Source organism: Streptomyces sp. NPDC048604, assembly GCF_043199435.1.
GTDB lineage: Bacteria > Actinomycetota > Actinomycetes > Streptomycetales > Streptomycetaceae > Streptomyces.
The window spans coordinates 27,471-47,125 of the sequence record NZ_JBICVX010000010.1 but is presented as its reverse complement, the minus strand read 5'-3'; the positions used below and the strand labels follow the sequence as shown (position 1 = coordinate 47,125).

Below are 19,655 nucleotides of genomic sequence, written 5' to 3'. Positions count from 1 at the left end.
CGATACGCATGTTGCCCCCGCTAGGTTCGCGACACCGTTGTGAATCAAGGGGAGGGTGAATGCGCAAGGCGCTGACAGGGATCCTGTCGCTCGCGGTGCTCATGGGCACCGTCGGCGCGACCGGTGCGGCCACCGCCGCCGAGCCGGAGGCCGGTGTCAGGTCCGCCGTCGCGGACCGCGCGGACAGCACGGACATCAAGGACCGCATCCTGGCGATCCCCGGGATGAGCCTGATCGAGGAGAAGCCGTACGCCGGCTACCGCTTCTTCGTCCTGAACTACACGCAGCCAGTGGATCACCGCCGTCCGTCGGCGGGCACGTTCCAGCAGCGGATCACCGTGCTGCACAAGGACACCGCCCGGCCGACGGTGTTCCACACCAGCGGCTACGGCCTGAGCACCAACCCCAGCCGGCGCGAGCCCACCCGGATCGTCGACGGCAACCAGGTCTCCATGGAGTACCGCTTCTTCACGCCGTCCCGGCCGCAGCCCGCCGACTGGCGGAAGCTGGACATCTGGCAGGCGGCCAGCGACCAGCACCGCATCTTCACCGCGCTGAAGGCGGTCTACTCGGAGAACTGGCTGTCCACCGGCGGCTCCAAGGGCGGCATGACCGCCACGTACTACGAGCGCTTCTACCCGCGCGACATGGACGGCGTCGTGGCGTACGTGGCGCCGAACGACGTGGTGAACAAGGAGGATTCGGCCTACGACCGCTTCCTCGCCACCGTCGGCACCAAGGAGTGCCGCGACCGGCTCAACGCGCTGCAGCGCGAGGCGCTGATCCGCCGCGAGCCGCTGCAGAAGAAGTACAAGGCGTGGGCCGAGGAGAACGGCGCGACGTTCAACACGGTCGGCACCCTCGACAAGGCGTACGAGGCCGTCGTCCTCGACTTCGTCTGGGGCTTCCGGCAGTACTACGGCGAGGCCGACTGCGGGAACATCCCGGAGGCCGCCACGGCCACCGACGACCAGGTGTACGAGACCATCGACGCGTACTCCGGCTGGGCGTTCTACTCCGACCAGGAGCTGACGCCGTACACGCCGTACTACTACCAGGCGGCCACCGAGCTCGGCTCGCCGGACATCCGGCAGCCGCACCTCGACGGCCTGAGCCGGTACGGCTACCAGCCCGCCCGGAACTTCGTGCCGCGCGAGATCCCGACGACGTTCAAGCCGTGGGTGATGCGCGACGTGGACGACTGGGTCCGCAAGAACGCGAACCGGATGCTGTTCGTGTACGGCGGCGACGACCCGTGGGGCGCGGAGCCGTTCCGGCTCGGCAAGAAGGCCCGGGACAGCTACGTCATGACGGCTCCGGGCGCCAACCACGGCGCGAGCGTCGCCGCGCTGACCGACGCCGACCGGGAGAAGGCGACCGCCCGCATCCTGGCCTGGGCGGGCGTCGAGGCCCCGGCGGCCGCGTCCGCCGCACCGCTGGCCCGCTTCGACGCGAAGCTGGACGTGGCGGACCCGGAGGTCACGCGCAGCCAGGCCCGCCGCCCGTAAGGCGCAGGGGAAGAGGCACAGGGGAAGGGGCCGCGCCCGGCCGGGCGCGGCCCCTTCCGCCTGCTCAGCCGTCCGCTCAGCCGTACGCCAGCCCGTGCCCGACCGGGTACAGCACCTTGGCGGGGTCGTCCGCGCGGACCACGGGCACCGGCAGCCGGCCCTGCGGACGCGCCGCGCCGGCGATCACCCGGGCCGCGGCGCGCAGTTCGACGTCCGTCCAGGAGTACGTGGCGACGGTCGCCCGCTGGCCGGCGAGCTGGGCCACGTCGTACGGGTTGCGGATCGCGACCGTGACGACCGGGACCCCGGTCGCGACCAGCCGGGACACCAGGGTCCGCTGCGGGCTGGCCGCCGTGACGTTGTACGTGCCGACGACGACCACGTCCTGACCGGCCGCGGCGGCCACCGCCTCCTCGATCTTCGCGGCGGTCGGGGTGATGCCGGTGGACAGCGCCCGGGTGGTGAAGCCGAGTCCGGCGAGCGTGCCGGCCAGGGTGGCGGTCGGCGGGCCGGTGGTGCCGGACGGGGAGGCCGGGTCCGCGCCGACGACCAGCACCTTGGAGTGGGTGCGGCGGTCCAGCGGCAGCAGTCCGTCCTCGTTGACGACGAGGGTCGTGGTCTCCTCGGCGATCCGGTCGGCGGCGGCCAGGTGCGCGGCGGTGCCGACGGTCAGGTCCACGTCGGACCGCTTCACGAACGGGTCGCGGAACAGTCCGAGTCGCGCCTTCAGCCGCAGGATCCGCAGGATCGATTCGTCGAGCCGGCTCTCCGTCAGCTCGCCGCTCTTGACGGCCTGGAGCACCGCGTTCCAGGCCACGTCCAGCTTCGGCGGGTTGAGCAGCTGGTCCACGCCCGCCTTGAGGGCGAGGACGGGCACGCGGTCGTCGCCGTACTTCGTCCGCACCCCCTCCATGCCGAGCGAGTCGGTCACGACCACGCCGTTGTAGCCCAGTTCCTCGCGGAGGATGCCGGTGAGGATCGGGCGGGAGAGGGTGGCCGGGTCCTCGCTCGGGTCGAGGGCCGGGACGACGATGTGCGCCGTCATGATCGAGTCGATCCCGGCCGCGATCGCCGCGCGGAACGGCGGGGCGTCCAGCTCGCCCCACTGGGCACGGGTGTGGGTGATGGTCGGCAGGCCGTAGTGGCTGTCGGTGGCGGTGTCGCCGTGGCCGGGGAAGTGCTTCGACGTGGCGGCGACCCCGCTGCTCTGGTACCCGCGCACCTGGGCGGCCACCAGACCGGCGACGGACTGCGGGTCGGAGCCGAAGGAGCGGACGCCGATGACGGGGTTGGCGGGGTTGACGTTGACGTCGGCGACGGGCGCGTAGTTCTGCCGTATCCCGACGGCGGCCAGTTCGGCGCCGGCGATCTGCGCGGCCTTGCGCGCGTCGGCGTGCGAGCCGCCCGCGCCGAGCGCCATCGCGCCGGGCATCAGCGTGGCGGGTTTGCCGACCCGGCAGACGATGCCGTGCTCCTGGTCGGTGGAGATGAGCAGCGGCAGCGGGGTGGCCTGGGCGAGTCCGGCCCGCTGGATGCCGTTGGACAGTTCGGCGATCTGGTGCGGGTCGCGGGTGTTGTGCGCCCAGGCGAAGTAGATGATGCCGCCGACGTGGTACTTCGCGATCAGCTCGGCGGCGGTGCGGACGCCGAGCTCCTTGAGGTTGGAGTCGACGTCCGCCTGGTCGGGAGCGGTGGCCGAGTGGCCGTACACCCGCATGACGAAGAGCTGGCCGACCTTCTCCTCGAGGGACATGCGGGCGATCAGCCCTCTGAGCGCGTGGTCGTGGCCCGCGGCGGACGCGGTGCCCGCGGGCAGTCCGACGCCGGTCACGGCGGCGACGGCTGCCGCGGCGGAGGCGGTGAGGACGGTACGTCGGGAGGTGGCGCGGTGGTGCACTGGTGCTCCTTCCGGCCGTGCTGGTGGTGTGGGTGGGGCGGGGGTCCTGAAGGAAACTTCCAAGATGCAGGGTTAGCCCGAAAGTAACTGCCAGGTCAAGGACCGGCGCACGAACGCGCGCACGTTGTGGGCATTCGTTCCGCCCTCGTGGAGTCCTGCGGCGTCATGCATCCTGTGGCAGCCCACTGGGGGCAGAGGGCTGCGGCAGCGGGCAGGGGCGGCGGACTGGGGCAGACGGCTGCGGACCGAGCCCCGGGGAACCGACCTCCGCCCCGCCCCGTCCAACTCCCGCTGGCCGGACTCCGCGACGCGCTCCCCCTCCCAGCCGCGGCGCACCCGACAGCGCCCCGCCACCGGCGCGCCCCCCAACCCGCGCCGGTGGCGGCCCTTTTGCACCCGCTGACGCGCGGTCAGCCCCGTGGCGGGGCTGTCGAATCGCGGACGACCAGCTCCGCCTCGATCGTCGCCACCCCGCCGTCCGGCACGGCCTCCGCGCCCGTCGCCAGGAGGCCCGCGCGGTGGCCGGCCTCCTGGAGGGGGAGGCGGACCGTCGTCAGCGCCGGGGCCGTGTCGATGGCGAACGGCAGGTCGTCGAAGCCGGTCACCGACACGTCGCCGGGGATGCTCCGGCCCAGGTCCCGCAGCGCGGCGCAGGCGCCGAGGGCGACCGTGTCGCTCGCCGCGACGATCGCCGTCAGATCCGGGTCGCGGCGCAGGAGTTCGCGCGCCGCCTCGTAGCCCGCGGTCCGCTCGTACGGCGCGTGGACCGTGGGCGCGTCGCCGAGGCCCGCCGCCGCGAGCGCGGACCGGTGGCCCTCCAGGCGGTGCCGGGTCGTCGTGTACCGCTCGGGGCCCATGATGTGCCCGATCCGGCGGTGGCCCAGGCCGAGGAGATGCTGGGTGAGCTTGCGCGCCCCGCCCCGGTTGTCGAAGGCGAGCGTCGCCGCCGTGGTGTCCCCGGGCACCGGCGGCCGCCCGCACAGCACCACCCGCGTACCGGCCTCCGCGAGCCGCGCCAGCTTCGCCGTCGTCGCCGCCACGTGCGCCGGGTCCTCGAACGAGCCGCCGGTCAGCACCACCGCCGCGGCCCGCTGGCGCTGGAGCAGCGTCAGGTACATGAGCTCCCGCTCCGGCGAGCCGCCCGTGTTGCAGACCACGGCCAGTTTCTCCCCGCCGGCCCGCCCCGACGCGCTCGCGCCGATCGCGCTCTGCGCCGCGCCCGCGATGATCCCGAAGAAGGGGTCGGCGATGTCGTTGACCAGGATGCCGACCAGGTCGGACGTGGCGGCGGCCAGTGAGCTCGCGGGGCCGTTCAGCACGTAGTCCAGCTCGTCCACGGCCCGCAGCACCCGCTCGCGGGTGGCCTCGGCGACCGGGTAGTTGCCGTTCAGGACGCGGGAGACGGTGGCCGGGGACACCCGTGCGCGCGCGGCCACGTCGGCCAGCGTGACGGTCATCGCGTACCTCCGGGGAGAGTCGGGCCCACCCCTTGTCCGAGGTGTAGTCGGCAGGCTAGCGTCCCCCCTCGTAGAAAGCGCTTTCTATCGGCTCGGAGGTTGCGACGTGACACGCAGGACAGTCCGGATCGCCATGAACGGCGTCACGGGACGGATGGGCTACCGCCAGCACCTCGTACGCTCCGTCCTCGCGATCCGCGAGCAGGGCGGGCTCCCGCTCGGCGACGGCGAGGTGCTGTGGCCCGAACCGGTGCTGGTCGGCCGCCGTGAGCACGCGCTGCGCGAGATGGCCGGGCGGCACGGCCTCACCGAGTGGTCGACCGACCTCGACGCGGTCCTCGCCGACGACACCGTCGAGATCTACTTCGACGCACAGGTCACCGCCGCCCGCGTCGACGCGATCAAGCAGGCGATCGCCGCGGGCAAGCACGTCTACACCGAGAAGCCCACGGCCGGTGACCTCGCCGGCGCGCTGGAACTGGCCCGCCTGGCCGAGGCCGCCGGCATCCGGCACGGCTGCGTCCAGGACAAGCTGTTCCTGCCGGGTCTGCGGAAGCTGAAGCGGCTGATCGACGGCGGCTTCTTCGGCGAGATCCTGTCCGTGCGCGGCGAGTTCGGCTACTGGGTCTTCGAGGGCGACTGGCAGGAGGCGCAGCGCCCGTCGTGGAACTACCGCGCCGAGGACGGCGGCGGGATCGTCGTCGACATGTTCCCGCACTGGGAGTACGTGCTGCACGAGCTGTTCGGCCGGGTGACGAGCGTGACCGCCCAGGTCGCCACGCACATCCCGCGCCGCTGGGACGAGCGCGGCAAGCCGTACGAGGCGACCGCCGACGACGCCGCGTACGGCATCTTCCGGCTGGAGGGCGGGGCGGTCGCGCAGATCAACTCCTCCTGGGCGGTCCGGGTCGACCGCGACGAGCTGGTGGAGTTCCAGGTCGACGGCACGCACGGCTCGGCGGTGGCGGGGCTGCGCAACTGCCGTGTCCAGCACCGCTCGGCGACTCCGAAGCCGGTCTGGAACCCGGACGTGCCCGCTACGGAGTCGTTCCGGGAGCAGTGGCAGGAGGTCCCGGACAACACCGAGTTCGACAACGGCTTCAAGGCCCAGTGGGAGCTGTTCCTGCGCCATGTGGTCGCCGGCGAGCCGTACCACTGGGACCTGCTGGCGGGCGCCCGCGGTGTGCAGCTCGCGGAGCTGGGGCTGCGCTCGTCGGCCGAGGGCCGCCGCATCGAGGTCCCGGAGGTCATGCTGTGATCCGGCTGCCGCAGGCGGGCGGGGGACCGCGCGCGTACGAGCCGAGGCCGGCCTCCGCGCACCCGCCGGCGGGGGAGGACGAACTGCGCTCCCGCACGGTCTACTCCGCCGCCCATGTCGTCGCCGACCCGTACGCCGACGTCTCACCCGACGGGCCCGCCGCCGTCGACTGGGACGCCACGCTCGCCTTCCGCCGGCACCTGTGGGCGCACGGCCTCAGGGTCGCCGAGGCGATGGACACCGCACAGCGCGGCATGGGCCTCGACTGGGCCGGCGCGGCCGAGCTGATCCGCCGGTCCGCCGCCGAGGCGAAGGCCGTCGGCGGGCGGATCGCCTGCGGCGTCGGCACCGACCAGCTCACCGGCCCCGCCGACCTGGTGACCGTCCGCGAGGCGTACGAGGAGCAGCTCGCGCTCGTCGAGGAGACCGGCTCCCGGCCGGTCCTGATGGCCTCCCGGGCCCTCGCGGCGGCCGCCGAGGACCCCGACGACTACCTCGACACGTACACGCATCTGCTGCGCCAGTCCGCCGAGCCGGTGATCCTGCACTGGCTCGGCCCGATGTTCGACCCGGCCCTGGAGGGCTACTGGGGCTCGGCCGACCTGGACGCCGCCACCGAGACGTTCCTCCAGGTCGTCGCCGAACACCCGGACAAGGTCGACGGGGTCAAGATCTCCCTGCTCGACGCGGGGCGCGAGATCGAGCTGCGCCGCCGGCTCCCGCAGGGCGTCCGCTGCTACACGGGCGACGACTTCCACTACCCGGAGCTGATCGCCGGCGACGCGAAGGGCTTCAGCCACGCGCTGCTCGGGATCTTCGACCCGCTGGGCCCGCTGGCGGCGCGGGCGGTACGGGTCCTGGACACCGGGGACGTCGAGGGCTTCCGGGCGCTGCTCGACCCGAGCGTGGAGCTGTCCCGCCACCTGTTCCAGCCCCCCACCCGCTACTACAAGACGGGCGTGGTGTTCCTGGCCTGGCTGGCCGGCCACCAGGACCACTTCGTGATGGTCGGCGGCCTGCAGTCCGCCCGCTCCCTCCCGCACCTGGCCCGCGCATACGAACTCGCCGACGGACTGGGCCTGTTCCCGGATCCCGGCCTCGCCGAGCAGCGCATGAAATCCCTCCTCACGGTGTACGGAGTCGACCGGTGAACCGCGACCGCTTCTCGATCAACCAGATGACGGTGAAGCAGCTGTCCCTGCCGGACCTGGTCGCCCACTGCGTCCGGCTCGGCATCCGCGGGGTCGGCCTCTGGCGCGAGCCGGTCCGGGCGTACGGGGTCGAGGCCGCCGCCGCGCTCGTCCGGGACGCCGGACTGACCGTCACCAGCCTGTGCCGCGGCGGCTTCTTCACCGCCGACGGCCGGGAGGCAGACAACCGCGCCGCCGTCGACGAGGCCGCCGCCCTCGGCACGGACACGCTCGTCCTGGTCTCCGGAGGACTGCCCGCCGGCAGCCGCGACCTCCCCGCCGCGCGGGCCCGGATCGCCGACGGGATCGCCGCCCTGGCCCCGTACGCCGCCCGGCGCGGAGTCCGCCTCGCCATCGAACCCCTCCACCCCATGTACACGGCGGACCGCTGCGCCGTGTCCACCCTGGACCAGGCCCTGGACCTCGCCGCGCCCTTCCCCGCCGAGCAGGTCGGCGTGGTCGTGGACACGTACCACGTCTGGTGGGACGACCGCGCCCCGGCGGCGGTCGCCCGCGCAGGCGCGGAAGGCCGCCTGCACTCCTTCCAGCTCGCCGACTGGACCGTCCCGCTCCCCGCCGGAGTCCTCACCGGCCGCGGGCAGCTGGGCCACGGCGTGATCGACCTGGCGGCCTGGTGCGACCTGGTCGAGGCGGCCGGGCACACCGGGCCCGTGGAGGTCGAACTCTTCAACGACGACCTGTGGGCACGGGACGGGGTGGAGGTCCTGGAGGAGACCCTGAAGCGCTTCGAAGCCCTCGCCGACTCCTGAAAAAATTACCGCCCGCATCCGTACAACCCTTTCCGGGTGACGGCAGTCTCACTGGGCGTCAGGGCTTCCGGGGAGGGGATCTGGGGGGATCGAGGAAGGCCTGGCACGGAGGGGGAGCGCGTGGGGCCCGGTCCAGGAGGACCGGGCCCCCAGTAGCTTTCTCAGACCTCGAAGTGGCCGTCCTTGATCGCGGCGACGAAGACCGACCAGCCGTCGGTGGAGAAGACGACGACGGGGCCGGTCACGGCCTTGCTGTCGCGGACGGGCACGCAGGCGTGGCCACGGGCTGCTTCCAGGCACTCGCCCTGGTCGCCGCCGCTGTAGCTCGACTTGAACCACCCGGCCAGGGCGGACGAGTCGGAGACGGTGTGCTCACTGCTGGCCATCTGCATGTTCCTCTGCTGCCGCCCTCACCAGGGCGAGTGACTCCTGTTGCGACAATGCGTCGCTCAGAGCGAGAGCGTAGGCGGTGTGACAAGCGCTCACCAGAGCCGGATCATCCATCAGGTTTCCGGTCAGAAAGCCTTCGACGTAGGCCACGGGTGCGGAGTCCTGGAAGGTCATGAGCGTGAGCAGACTCTGCTGAAGAGCGTGTGCGCCCACCTCGTTCGGGACGACGTGCAGGCGCAGCCGACCCTCCTCGGCCAGGTCGGCGACCTTCCCCAACTGCTCGGCCATCACCCGCCGGCCGCCGACGCGGCGGCGCAGGACGGCCTCGTCGAGAAGGGTCCAGATGACCGGCTGCGCCGGCCCGTCGAGGATGCGACGACGCTTCGTGCGGATGTCGACGGATTCGTCGAGCTCCTCGGCTGTGTGATTAGGGCTATAGGCGCGGAACAGCGCGCGGGCGTAATCGTCCGTCTGAAGCACACCCGGGACAAGCGTCAGGGCGAACTGCTGAATGACCGTGGCCTGTTGCTCCAGCTCTGCCACGGCTGCGAAGTGGTCGGTGTACTTGGACTCCAAGTCCTCCAACCACCGTTCGAAGAACCCGTCCGTCCCCAGCGCCCGGTCGATCCGCCGGGCGTCGTCCCGGATCGGGAGGCGTCTGCCCGCCTCGAAGTGGGCGATGTGCGTGCGCGAGCACACCACCTGCTCGCTCAGCTGCTCCTGCGTGAGTCCGGCGGCCACCCGCCGGAGTCTCAGCTCCTCCCCGTACTTCTCGCGCGGTGTCCGCGGTTTTCGGCCCTGCATGCGACCAACTCCCTTCCACCACAGGCAGCGTAGCGAGGGCGACTCCGATCTGTGATGAGTTGTCCACAGATGGCGACGGATGTGCGAACCGTGATGTCCGAGGTCTTCGCTAACGTCGGGGCATGTCCAGTCCCATGTCCGACGCCGGCCCGCGGATGGCCGTGCTGGAAGGCGTGCTCGAGCGCATCACGTACGCCAACGAGGAGAACGGCTACACCGTCGCCCGCGTCGACACCGGGCGCGGCAGCGGGGATCTGCTGACGGTGGTGGGGTCGCTGCTCGGCGCGCAGCCGGGGGAGTCGCTGCGGATGGAGGGGCGCTGGGGCTCCCATCCGCAGTACGGCAAGCAGTTCACCGTCGAGAACTACACGACGCTGCTGCCCGCGACCATCCAGGGCATCCGCCGCTATCTCGGCTCCGGGCTCGTCAAGGGCATCGGGCCGGTCTTCGCGGACCGCATCACGAGCCATTTCGGGCTTGAGACTCTCGACATCATCGAGAAGGAGCCCGCCCGGCTCATCGAGGTGCCCGGACTCGGGCCGAAGCGGACGAAGAAGATCGCCGCCGCCTGGGAGGAGCAGAAGGCCATCAAGGAGGTCATGGTCTTCCTCCAGACCGTCGGGGTCTCCACCTCCATCGCGGTGCGGATCTACAAGAAGTACGGGGACGCCTCGATCTCCGTCGTGAAGAACCAGCCCTACCGGCTGGCCGCCGACGTCTGGGGCATCGGCTTCCTCACCGCCGACCGGATCGCCCAGGCGGTCGGCATACCCCACGACAGCCCCGAGCGGGTCAAGGCCGGCATCCAGTACGCGCTGTCGCAGTCCACCGACCATGGGCATTGCTTCCTGCCCGAGGAGCAGCTGATCTCCGACGCGGTGAAGCTGCTCCAGGTGGACACCGGGCTGGTCATCGACTGCCTCGGCGAGCTGGCCGAGGACCCGGAGGGGGTGGTGCGGGAGAAGGTGCCGGGGCCCGAGGGGCAGCCGGTCACGGCCGTCTACCTGATCCCGTTCCACCGCGCCGAGCTCTCCCTGGCCGCCCAGGTGCTGCGGCTGCTGCGCACGCCCGAGGACCGGCTGGCGGGCTTCGCGGACGTGGACTGGGGCCGGGCGCTGGCCTGGCTGGCCCGGCGTACGGGGGCGTCGCTCGCGCCGGAGCAGGAGGAGGCGGTCCGGCTCGCCCTCACCCGCAAGGTCGCGGTGCTGACCGGCGGTCCGGGCTGCGGCAAGTCGTTCACGGTCCGCTCCATCGTGGAGCTGGCCCGCGCCCGGAAGGCCAAGGTCGTGCTGGCCGCGCCCACCGGGCGGGCCGCCAAGCGGCTCGCCGAGCTGACCGGCGCGGAGGCCTCCACCGTCCACCGGCTGCTCGAGCTCAAGCCCGGCGGGGACGCCGCGTACGACCGGGACCGGCCGCTCGACGCGGATCTGGTGGTGGTCGACGAGGCGTCCATGCTGGACCTGCTGCTGGCGAACAAGCTGGTCAAGGCGGTGGCCCCGGGCGCCCATCTGCTGCTGGTGGGGGACGTGGACCAGCTGCCGTCGGTCGGCGCCGGCGAGGTGCTGGGCGATCTGCTGGCCCCGGACAGTCCGGTGCCCGCGGTCCGGCTGACCCGGATCTTCCGGCAGGCCCAGCAGTCCGGCGTGGTCACCAACGCGCACCGGATCAACGCGGGGCAGCACCCGCTCACCACCGGGCTGCCGGACTTCTTCCTGTTCGCCGAGGACGAGACGGAGGACGCCGGCCGGCTCGCGGTCGAGGTCGCGGCCCGCCGTATTCCGGCCAAGTTCGGCCTCGACCCGCGCCGCGACGTGCAGGTCCTCGCCCCGATGCACCGCGGCCCGGCGGGCGCGGGCACCCTCAACGGCCTGCTCCAGCAGGCCATCACGCCGGCCCGCCCCGACCTGCCCGAGAAGCGCTTCGGCGGCCGGGTCTTCCGGGTCGGCGACAAGGTCACCCAGATCCGCAACAACTACGACAAGGGAGCGAACGGCGTCTTCAACGGCACCGTGGGCGTGGTCACCGGCCTCGACCCGGTGGAGCAGCGGCTGACCGTGCGCACGGACGAGGACGAGGAGGTGCCGTACGACTTCGACGAGCTGGACGAGCTGGCCCATGCCTACGCTGTGACCATCCACCGTTCGCAGGGCAGCGAGTACCCCGCGGTCGTGATCCCGATCACCACGGGGGCCTGGATGATGCTCCAGCGGAACCTTCTCTACACCGCCGTGACCCGGGCGAAGAAACTGGTCGTACTGGTCGGTTCGCGCAAGGCGATCGGCCAGGCGGTGCGCACCGTCTCGGCGGGCCGGAGGTGCACGGCACTCGCCCACCGGCTCGGCGGACTTTCCCCAACCGGGGCGAAGGGGGCAGGATGAGCAGGTTGGCGGCACTGAGTGCCGCCGAATGGCCCAATGGTCGACCCCGAGTGCACTCTGCTGAGCCAAATGGGGGATGGTAGAGACAGTCAGGGCACCTCGAAGAAGAGGCACTACGTCGGTGAGGGATGACGTGAGCGACAACTCTGTAGTACTGCGGTACGCGGACGGTGAATACACCTACCCGGTGGTCGAGAGCACCGTCGGCGACAAGGGCTTCGACATCGGGAAGCTCCGGGCCCAGACCGGTCTGGTCACGCTGGACAGCGGTTACGGCAACACCGCCGCCTATAAATCCGCCATCACCTACCTGGACGGCGAGAAGGGCATCCTGCGGTACCGCGGCTACCCCATCGAGCAGCTCGCCGAGCAGTCCACCTTCCTGGAGGTGGCGTACCTCCTGATCAACGGTGAGCTGCCGAAGACGGACGAGCTCAACGTCTTCCAGAACGAGATCACCCAGCACACGCTGGTCCACGAGGACGTCAAGAACTTCTTCCGCGGCTTCCCGCGGGACGCCCACCCGATGGCGATGCTGTCGTCGGTGGTCTCCGCGCTGTCCACCTTCTACCAGGACAGCCACAACCCGTTCGACGAGACGCAGCGTCACCTGTCCACGATCCGGCTGCTGGCCAAGCTGCCGACGATCGCGGCGTACGCGTACAAGAAGTCGGTCGGCCACCCGTTCGTCTACCCGCGCAACGACCTCGGCTACGTCGAGAACTTCCTGCGGATGACGTTCTCGGTGCCGGCCCAGGACTACGACCTCGACCCGGTCGTGGTCTCCGCCCTGGACAAGCTGCTGATCCTGCACGCGGACCACGAGCAGAACTGTTCGACCTCCACCGTGCGTCTGGTCGGCTCCTCGCAGGCGAACATGTTCGCCTCGATCTCCGCGGGCATCTCGGCGCTGTGGGGCCCCCTGCACGGCGGCGCCAACCAGTCCGTCCTGGAGATGCTCGAGGGCATCCAGGCCAACGGCGGCGACGTCGACTCCTTCATCCGCAAGGTGAAGAACAAGGAGGACGGCGTCCGCCTGATGGGCTTCGGCCACCGGGTGTACAAGTCCTTCGACCCCCGCGCCAAGATCATCAAGGCGGCGGCGCACGACGTCCTCTCCGCGCTCGGCAAGTCCGACGAGCTGCTGGACATCGCGCTGAAGCTGGAGGAGCACGCGCTCTCCGACGACTACTTCGTCTCGCGCAACCTCTACCCGAACGTGGACTTCTACACGGGTCTGATCTACCGCGCGATGGGCTTCCCGACCGAGATGTTCACCGTGCTCTTCGCCCTGGGCCGGCTGCCGGGCTGGATCGCCCAGTGGCACGAGATGATCAAGGAGCCGGGCTCCCGCATCGGCCGCCCGCGCCAGATCTACACGGGCGAGGTCCTGCGCGACTTCGTCCCGGTCGAGGCCCGCTGAGCGGTTGCTGAGGGCTCGCCGAGCCCTTCGTGACGAAAAGCGCCCCGCCGCCGATCCCCCCACGGGTCGGCGAACGGGGCGCTTCCCATATTCCCGGTGCGGATTCCCCCCACGGGATCCGGGCCGGGCGTCTGTGCGCGGTCTGCCGGGGTACGTACGTACGGGAGGGCCGCTCAAAGCTCCCCGGTGCACGTGCCCCGGCCAACGCTTGCCTGGGACGTCCCCCAAGACATCCCATGAACGTCCCCCAAGACGTTCTCGGCATCGCCCACTTAGACTCGCGAACAGCCCAGATGGTTACCCCTAAATATCTGTGATCTAGATCTCTTTGTGAAGGTCCTGTGCGTCACGTGAACGTGATTTCACGTGAACGCCCGAAGTCGCAGGCTGTTGGACACTACGAAAACGGACGAAAAGGCCATCGCGAGCCCCGCGATCATCGGGTTGAGCAGTCCGGCCGCGGCGAGCGGCAGCGCGGCCACGTTGTAGCCGAAGGCCCAGAACAGGTTGCCCCTGATCGTCGCGAGGGTCCGCCGGGAGAGCCGGATCGCGTCGGCTGCGACCCGCAGGTCCCCGCGGACGAGGGTCAGGTCGCCGGCCTCGATCGCGGCGTCGGTCCCCGTGCCCATCGCCAGGCCCAGGTCCGCGACGGCCAGCGCGGCCGCGTCGTTGACCCCGTCGCCGACCATGGCGACCGTCCGGCCCTCGGCCTTCAGCCGCTCGACCACCGCGACCTTCTCCTCGGGCAGCACCTCGGCGATCACCTCGTCGATGCCCACCTGCGCCGCCACGGCCTCGGCGACGGCCCGGTTGTCCCCGGTCAGCAGCACCGGGGCCAGGCCCAGGGCGCGCAGCCGGGCGACCGCCTCGGGGCTGGTCTCCTTCACCGCGTCCGCGACGGTGAGGACGCCGCGGGCGACCCCGTCCCAGGCGACCGCGACGACGGTGCTCCCGCGGTCGTCCGGCAGCGGCGGCGGCACGATCCCGGCCGCCTCCAGGAGCGCCGGGCGGCCGGCCAGTACGCGGTGGCCGTCGACCGTGCCGCGGACGCCGAGGCCGGGCACGTTCTCGAAGCCGGTCACCGACGGCAGCTCGCCCACGCGCTGCGCCGCCCCGGCCGCGATCGCGCGGGCGACCGGGTGCTCCGAGGCGTGTTCCAGGGCGCCGGCGAGGCGCAGCAGCTCGTTCTCGTCCGTGCCGCCCTCGGCGTACGCCTTGCGCAGCTCCATGCGGCCGGTGGTGACCGTGCCGGTCTTGTCGAGGACGACCGTGTCGACGCGACGGGTGGACTCCAGCACCTCGGGGCCCTTGATCAGGATGCCGAGCTGCGCGCCGCGGCCGGTGCCGACCATGAGGGCGGTGGGCGTGGCCAGGCCGAGCGCGCAGGGGCAGGCGATGATCAGCACGGCCACGGCGGCGGTGAACGCGGCGGTGGTGCCCGCGCCCGTACCGAGCCAGAAGGCGAGGGTGACCAGCGCGATCAGGAGGACGGCGGGGACGAAGACGGCGGAGATCCGGTCGGCGAGGCGCTGCACCTCGGCCTTGCCGTTCTGGGCGTCCTCGACCAGCTTCGCCATCCGGGCGAGCTGGGTGTCGGCGCCGACCCGGCCGGCCTCGACGACGAGCCGGCCGCCGGCGTTCAGGGTCGCTCCGGTGACGGCGTCGCCGACGGTCACGTCCACGGGGACGGACTCGCCGGTGAGCATCGAGGCGTCGACGGCGGAGGCGCCCTCGACGACGGTGCCGTCGGTGGCGACCTTCTCCCCCGGGCGTACGACGAACCGGTCGCCGACGCGCAGTTCCGTGACCGGGACGCGGACCTCCGCGCCCGCTCGCAGGACCGCCACGTCCTTCGCGCCGAGCTCCATGAGGGCCCGGAGCGCCGCGCCCGCCTTCCGCTTGGCGCGGGCCTCCAGCCAGCGGCCGAGCAGGATGAACGTGGTGACTCCGGCCGCGACCTCCAGGTAGATCGTGGCGGCGGCGTCGGAGCGGGAGACCGTGAGGTCGAAGCCGTGCCGCATTCCCGGCATTCCGGCGTCGCCGAGGAACAGCGCCCACAGGGACCAGCCGAAGGCGGCGACGGTGCCGAGTGAGACCAGGGTGTCCATGGTGGCCGCGCCGTGCCTGAGGTTGGTCCAGGCGGCGCGGTGGAAGGGCAGCCCGCCCCAGACGACGACGGGGGCGGCGAGGGTGAGGCTCAGCCACTGCCAGTCGTCGAACTGGAGCGCGGGGACCATGGCGAGCAGGATCACGGGCGCGGAGAGGACCGCGGAGACGAGCAGGCGCTGCCTGAGGGAGGCGGCCTCGTCGGCGGGCACCCTCGTCGGGGACTCGGATTCCGGTTCCGGTTCCGGCGGCGGGGGCAGTTCGGCGGTGTAGCCGGTCCTGACGACCGTCGCGATGAGGTCGTCGACCGAGACCTCCGCCGGATGCTCGACGTGTGCCTTCTCCGTCGCGTAGTTGACGGTGGCGGTCACGCCGTCCATCCGGTTGAGCTTCTTCTCCACGCGGGCCGCGCAGGAGGCGCAGGTCATGCCGCCGACGAGGAGCTCTGTGGTGCTGCTGGAGGTCATGTGCCTTCCCGACGCGAACAGGGTCGTACCGTTGCCACGGTACGACCCTGCGGGGCTGCTGCGGGGGCCGGGCCCGTAGTGCGGGCCCGGATCGGACGGCTCAGGCCTGGACGCCGACCAGTTCGTACCCGGCCTCGTCCACGGCGTCGGCCACGGCGGCGCGGTCGAGCGGGGCCTCGGAGACCACGGTGACCGTGCCGGTGGCGGCCACGGCCGTCACGGAGGTGACGCCGGCGAGCTCGGAGATCTCGCTGCTGACCGCGCCCTCGCAGTGCCCGCAGGTCATGCCCTTGACCTCGTAGACCGTGGTGACGCCGCCGGCCCGGACGTCCGCCGCGCCGTCGTGGCAGGAGCCGGTGGACGAGCAGCAGGAGCCGGTGGCCTGGGGAAGCTCGGTCTTCGTCTCGGCGGTCATGGCGTTCTCCTCTTTCGGGGCAGTGCTCTTTCGGGCAGTGCGGTGTGATGCCCGGTCACGGAACCACACTCTATACCCCTGGGGGGTACCGATCAACGGTGCGGCGCGCCGAGCCGCCGCGGTGTGTAGAGCGGGTCGAGATAGCGGACGAGGGCGCGCTTCAGCTCGGCGACGGTCCCGTCCCGCTCCGCGCCCTCGGGGGCGGCGAGGACCAGATCGAGCCCGGCCTTGACGATCCCGAGAGCCATGGCGGCGATCCACCTGCGCTCACCGGCGTCCAGGCCGGGGGCCATGGCCTCGATCAGGCCGCCGACCCGGGTGAGCATCGACTCGTGCACCGCCTCGTGCTCCTCGGCGATCCGGCCGGGCACGTCGCCGCTGCCGTGCATGAGGGCGAGGAAGGCCGGATTGCGGCAGTTGAACTCGATCACCGGCTCCAGTACCGCGTCCACCAGCTCCGGCAGCGGGAGCTCCAGGTCGGCCCGGTCGAAGGCGAGCCCCTGGGTCTCGCGCATCTCCTGCAGCAGGCGGTCGCCGAGCTCGACGGCGATCGCCTCCTTGTTGGGGAAGTACTGGTAGAGCGTGCCGGGGGAGACCTTCGCCTCGCGGGCGATGGCATTGGTGCTGGCCGCCGCGTACCCCGTGCGGCAGAAGACGCTCGCGGCGGCCTGCAGCAGCTGCGCGATCCGGCGTTCGCCGCGGGCCTGCCGGCGGCGCGGCGCGGGTTCCTCGGACATGGATGTCCCCAGCTTTCGTGACGCGTTTGACAAACACGAGCGCTCGCTCGCATTCTAGGAAAACGCGAGCGATGTCTCGTGTTTGCCAGTGTATGGCAATGAGTCGACCCTGCGACCTGCCCGGAAGCGGGCGCACGGGTCTCGGTGAAGGGGACACCGCGTCATGGCCGAAGTCAAGAATTCAGCACCGCCGCGGGGCGGGGGGTGGACGCGGTTCGTCACCGCGCGGCCCCGCCTGACGCTGCTGGTCGCGCTGGTGATCACCGCCCTGTCGGTGCTCGCCGGAAGTGGGGTGGCGGACCGCATGGGCAGCGGCGGCTGGCAGGACCCGGACGCGGAGTCCACGTACGCCACCAAGGTGCTGGAGCGCGAGTTCCCGGCCTCCCAGCCCAATCTGCTCCTGCTCGTCGACGCCGGGAAGACGGGGGTGGACGCCCCGGCGGTCGCCGCCGAGGCGGCCCGGCTCGCCGAGCGGCTCGACGCCGAGCCGGGCGTCACCGGCGTCGGCTCGTACTGGACCACGAAGTCGCCCGCGCTCCGCTCCGAGGACGGCCGGCAGGCCGTCATAGCCGCCCGGATCCAGGGCGAGGAGAAGGCGGCCGGCGAGACGCTGGAGCGGATCGCCCCCGAGTTCCGGGGTGCGCACGGACCGGTGGAGGTGTCGCTCGGCGGGCCGGTGGCCGTGCAGCACGAGATGCAGACGATCATCCAGGAGGACCTGCTGCGGGCGGAGATGATCGCCCTGCCGATCACGCTGGTGCTGCTCGTGATGGTCTTCGGCAGCGCGGTCGCGGCCCTGCTGCCGCTGGGCGTCGGCATCGTCGCCATCCTCGGGACGAACGCGGTGCTGCGCGGGCTCACCGAGTTCACCGACGTGTCCGTCTTCGCGATGAACCTGACCACGGCCCTCGGCCTCGGCCTGGCCATCGACTACGCGCTGTTCATCGTCCGCCGGTTCCGCGAGGAGCTGGACGCCGGGGCCGACACGCGCACGGCCGTGGCGACGACGCTGCGCACCGCGGGGCGGACGGTGCTGTTCTCGGCGCTGACCGTCGCGGTCTCGCTCGCGGCGATGATGGTCTTCCCGCAGTACTTCCTGCGCTCCTTCGCCTACGCCGGCATCGCCGTCGTCCTGCTCGCCGCGACAGCCGCGCTGACGCTGCTGCCCGCCGCGCTGCTGCTGCTCGGGCCGCGGGTGAACGCACTGGACCTGCGCAAGTTGTTCCGCCGCAAGGGCGCCGGGTCCGGCGAGGCGGCCGGGTCCGGCAAGGCGGCCGGGGCGGGCTGGGCGCGGGCGGCGACGCTGGTGATGCGGCGGGCCCCGGTCTTCGCGGTGGCCACGATCGTGGGCCTGGTCCTGCTCGGACTGCCCTTCCTGAACGTCTCGTTGGGCACCGCCGACGACCGGCAGCTGCCGGTCGGCTCCGAGTCCCGGGTCGTCCAGGACGCGCTGCGGCACGACTTCCCCGGCAGCCCCGGGGGTGCGCTCACGGTACTCGCCGAGGGCCGGGCCACGCCCGCCCAGTACGCCGACTACCGGGAGCGGATCGACGCGCTGCCGGGCACGGTGCGGGTGGACGGGCCGCTGGTGCAGGGCACGGACGCGTACTTCACCGTGCTGGCGGACGGCGAGGCCGTCGGGCCCGAGGCCAAGGCGCTGGTCGACGAGCTGCGCGCCGAGCCGGCTCCCTTCGAGACCTCGGTGACCGGCACGGCCGCGGTGCTCACCGACTCCCAGGACGCGATCGCGGAGCGGCTGCCGTGGGCGCTGGGGATCATCGTGGTGGTCACGCTCGTGCTGGTCTTCCTGCTCACCGGCAGCGTGCTCATACCGGTGCAGGCCGTGGTGCTCAACGCGCTCAGTCTGACGGCGATGTTCGGCGCGATGGTGTGGGTCTTCCAGGAAGGTCATCTGTCGGGGCTGCTCGGCTTCACCTCGACCGGGGACATCGAGACCACCCTGCCGGTGCTGATGTTCTGCGTGGCCTTCGGACTCTCCATGGACTACGGGGTGTTCCTGCTCTCCCGGATCAAGGAGGAGTACGACGCCACCGGCGACCACGAGCACTCCGTGCGGTTCGGGCTGAGCCGCACCGGCGGGCTGATCACGGCCGCCGCGGTGATCCTCGCCGTGGTGATGGTGGCGATCGGCACCTCGCGGGTGACCAACACCAAGATGCTGGGCCTCGGGATCGCGCTCGCCGTCCTCATGGACGCGATGGTGGTGCGCAGTCTGCTCGTCCCGTCGGTGATGAAGCTGACCGGCCGGCTGACCTGGTGGGCCCCCGGCCCGCTGCGCCGGCTCCACGACCGGTTCGGCATCAGCGAGGGCGGCGAGACGATATCCGCCCCCGCGGCTGACTCGGCTGACTCGGCTGACTCGGCGGACGGGGCGGCATCCGGCCGGGAGAAGGTGCCGGCGGGGACCTGACGGCCCCCTCCCGGCGGGTGGTCAGGGCCTGCGGGCCCGGTTGCCCGGGCGGTTGGAGACCCAGGTGCGGATCGTCTCCGCGTACCAGTAGGGCTTGCCGCTTTCCACTTGGTCGGGGGGCGGCAGCAGCCCGTGCTTGCGGTAGGAGCGGACGGTGTCCGGCTGCACGTTGATGTGCGCGGCGATGTCCCTGTACGACCAGAGTCTTCTGTCCGTCATGTGTGGCACCTCCCTGCGTGCGGCGCAGCTGCGGCCGGGGGGTGCCGTCGGGGGAGCTGCGCCGTGCACGCTGGCGATCACTGAGCCTGTGCCCCGTGAACGACGCCCCGCGCCCGGCGGGGATCCCTTGTCGAACGGCTGTGACGGAAAGCCCGTGTAATGGAGACATGTGTGACGAGGAAGGGACGGAGGTGATGAAGGTGAC

At 71.7% G+C, this 19,655-nt stretch carries 15 protein-coding genes; 7 read left to right on the top strand and 8 right to left on the bottom strand.

Going from position 1 to position 19,655, the window contains the following annotated elements:
- The first annotated feature begins 59 nt into the window (after nt 1-59).
- On the top strand, nt 60-1,508 hold the full coding sequence (locus tag ACGFMM_RS21100; RefSeq protein WP_393647913.1) for a S28 family serine protease: 1,449 nt from the start codon (nt 60-62) through the stop codon (nt 1,506-1,508).
- Nucleotides 1,509-1,584: 76 nt separating this feature from the next.
- On the opposite strand, the gene ACGFMM_RS21095 is transcribed toward ACGFMM_RS21100, so the two are convergent.
- Both ACGFMM_RS21095 and ACGFMM_RS21090 read right to left on the bottom strand, forming a co-directional pair.
- Entirely contained in the window at nt 1,585-3,405 is a 1,821-nt protein-coding gene (locus ACGFMM_RS21095; RefSeq protein ID WP_393647912.1) for a glycoside hydrolase family 3 protein, read from the bottom strand.
- 410 nt (nt 3,406-3,815) lie between these two features.
- Nucleotides 3,816-4,862, bottom strand: a complete 1,047-nt coding sequence (locus ACGFMM_RS21090; protein ID WP_393647911.1) for a LacI family DNA-binding transcriptional regulator — start codon at nt 4,860-4,862, stop codon at nt 3,816-3,818.
- Between the two features lie 106 nt (nt 4,863-4,968).
- On the opposite strand from ACGFMM_RS21090, the gene ACGFMM_RS21085 reads away from it, so the two are divergent.
- The 3 genes from ACGFMM_RS21085 to ACGFMM_RS21075 are packed head-to-tail and all read left to right on the top strand — an operon-like array spanning nt 4,969 to nt 8,080.
- Complete coding sequence (locus tag ACGFMM_RS21085) at nt 4,969-6,120, top strand: Gfo/Idh/MocA family protein (RefSeq protein WP_393647910.1); 1,152 nt, start codon at nt 4,969-4,971, stop codon at nt 6,118-6,120.
- Nucleotides 6,117-7,271 (top strand): dihydrodipicolinate synthase family protein, encoded by a 1,155-nt coding sequence (locus tag ACGFMM_RS21080; RefSeq protein WP_393647909.1) that lies wholly within the window; start codon nt 6,117-6,119, stop codon nt 7,269-7,271. The genes ACGFMM_RS21085 and ACGFMM_RS21080 overlap by 4 nt, the downstream gene beginning before the upstream one ends.
- Before the next feature lie 26 nt (nt 7,272-7,297).
- A complete protein-coding gene (locus ACGFMM_RS21075) occupies nt 7,298-8,080 on the top strand; it encodes a sugar phosphate isomerase/epimerase family protein (RefSeq protein ID WP_393648132.1) in 783 nt (260 codons plus the stop codon).
- Between the two features lie 161 nt (nt 8,081-8,241).
- Here ACGFMM_RS21075 and ACGFMM_RS21070 read toward each other — a convergent pair whose 3' ends face one another.
- Entirely contained in the window at nt 8,242-8,466 is a 225-nt protein-coding gene (locus tag ACGFMM_RS21070; RefSeq protein ID WP_393647908.1) for a DUF397 domain-containing protein, read from the bottom strand.
- Nucleotides 8,453-9,274 carry a Scr1 family TA system antitoxin-like transcriptional regulator gene (locus ACGFMM_RS21065; RefSeq protein ID WP_393647907.1) on the bottom strand — a complete coding sequence of 274 codons (822 nt, stop codon included), beginning with the start codon at nt 9,272-9,274 and terminating at the stop codon, nt 8,453-8,455. The genes ACGFMM_RS21070 and ACGFMM_RS21065 overlap by 14 nt, the downstream gene beginning before the upstream one ends.
- Nucleotides 9,275-9,396: 122 nt before the next feature.
- On the opposite strand from ACGFMM_RS21065, the gene ACGFMM_RS21060 reads away from it, so the two are divergent.
- Together ACGFMM_RS21060 and ACGFMM_RS21055 are read left to right on the top strand one after the other, a co-directional pair.
- On the top strand, nt 9,397-11,652 hold the full coding sequence (locus ACGFMM_RS21060) for an ATP-dependent RecD-like DNA helicase (protein WP_393647906.1): 2,256 nt from the start codon (nt 9,397-9,399) through the stop codon (nt 11,650-11,652).
- Nucleotides 11,653-11,785: 133 nt separating this feature from the next.
- Entirely contained in the window at nt 11,786-13,075 is a 1,290-nt protein-coding gene (locus ACGFMM_RS21055; RefSeq protein WP_393647905.1) for a citrate synthase, read from the top strand.
- A 362-nt stretch (nt 13,076-13,437) separates the two neighbouring features.
- On the opposite strand, the gene ACGFMM_RS21050 is transcribed toward ACGFMM_RS21055, so the two are convergent.
- The 3 genes from ACGFMM_RS21050 to ACGFMM_RS21040 all read right to left on the bottom strand — a co-directional run bounded on the left by ACGFMM_RS21050 (nt 13,438) and on the right by ACGFMM_RS21040 (nt 16,800).
- Complete coding sequence (locus tag ACGFMM_RS21050; RefSeq protein WP_393647904.1) at nt 13,438-15,648, bottom strand: heavy metal translocating P-type ATPase; 2,211 nt, start codon at nt 15,646-15,648, stop codon at nt 13,438-13,440.
- A 100-nt stretch (nt 15,649-15,748) separates the two neighbouring features.
- Nucleotides 15,749-16,063 (bottom strand): heavy-metal-associated domain-containing protein, encoded by a 315-nt coding sequence (locus ACGFMM_RS21045; RefSeq protein WP_393647903.1) that lies wholly within the window; start codon nt 16,061-16,063, stop codon nt 15,749-15,751.
- 92 nt (nt 16,064-16,155) lie between these two features.
- Nucleotides 16,156-16,800 carry a TetR/AcrR family transcriptional regulator gene (locus tag ACGFMM_RS21040; RefSeq protein ID WP_393647902.1) on the bottom strand — a complete coding sequence of 215 codons (645 nt, stop codon included), beginning with the start codon at nt 16,798-16,800 and terminating at the stop codon, nt 16,156-16,158.
- Nucleotides 16,801-16,963: 163 nt separating this feature from the next.
- Here ACGFMM_RS21040 and ACGFMM_RS21035 point away from each other — a divergent pair, with 163 nt between their 5' ends.
- Complete coding sequence (locus ACGFMM_RS21035; RefSeq protein WP_393647901.1) at nt 16,964-19,231, top strand: MMPL family transporter; 2,268 nt, start codon at nt 16,964-16,966, stop codon at nt 19,229-19,231.
- 21 nt (nt 19,232-19,252) lie between these two features.
- Here ACGFMM_RS21035 and ACGFMM_RS21030 read toward each other — a convergent pair whose 3' ends face one another.
- Nucleotides 19,253-19,450, bottom strand: coding sequence for a helix-turn-helix transcriptional regulator (locus tag ACGFMM_RS21030; protein WP_393647900.1), 198 nt, complete (start codon nt 19,448-19,450; stop codon nt 19,253-19,255).
- Nucleotides 19,451-19,655 lie beyond the last annotated feature (205 nt).

What these genes read in the sequence shown, in the direction of transcription:
- ACGFMM_RS21060 (WP_393647906.1), top strand. Translation starts at nt 9,397, where the DNA reads ATGTCCAGTCCCATGTCCGACGCCGGCCCGCGGATGGCCGTGCTGGAA.
- ACGFMM_RS21090 (WP_393647911.1), bottom strand. Translation starts at nt 4,862, where the DNA reads ATGACCGTCACGCTGGCCGACGTGGCCGCGCGCGCACGGGTGTCCCCG.
- ACGFMM_RS21070 (WP_393647908.1), bottom strand. Translation starts at nt 8,466, where the DNA reads ATGGCCAGCAGTGAGCACACCGTCTCCGACTCGTCCGCCCTGGCCGGG.
- ACGFMM_RS21050 (WP_393647904.1), bottom strand. Translation starts at nt 15,648, where the DNA reads ATGACCTCCAGCAGCACCACAGAGCTCCTCGTCGGCGGCATGACCTGC.
- ACGFMM_RS21100 (WP_393647913.1), top strand. Translation starts at nt 60, where the DNA reads ATGCGCAAGGCGCTGACAGGGATCCTGTCGCTCGCGGTGCTCATGGGC.
- ACGFMM_RS21075 (WP_393648132.1), top strand. Translation starts at nt 7,298, where the DNA reads ATGACGGTGAAGCAGCTGTCCCTGCCGGACCTGGTCGCCCACTGCGTC.
- ACGFMM_RS21035 (WP_393647901.1), top strand. Translation starts at nt 16,964, where the DNA reads ATGGCCGAAGTCAAGAATTCAGCACCGCCGCGGGGCGGGGGGTGGACG.
- ACGFMM_RS21030 (WP_393647900.1), bottom strand. Translation starts at nt 19,450, where the DNA reads ATGACGGACAGAAGACTCTGGTCGTACAGGGACATCGCCGCGCACATC.
- ACGFMM_RS21040 (WP_393647902.1), bottom strand. Translation starts at nt 16,800, where the DNA reads ATGTCCGAGGAACCCGCGCCGCGCCGCCGGCAGGCCCGCGGCGAACGC.
- ACGFMM_RS21065 (WP_393647907.1), bottom strand. Translation starts at nt 9,274, where the DNA reads ATGCAGGGCCGAAAACCGCGGACACCGCGCGAGAAGTACGGGGAGGAG.
- ACGFMM_RS21045 (WP_393647903.1), bottom strand. Translation starts at nt 16,063, where the DNA reads ATGACCGCCGAGACGAAGACCGAGCTTCCCCAGGCCACCGGCTCCTGC.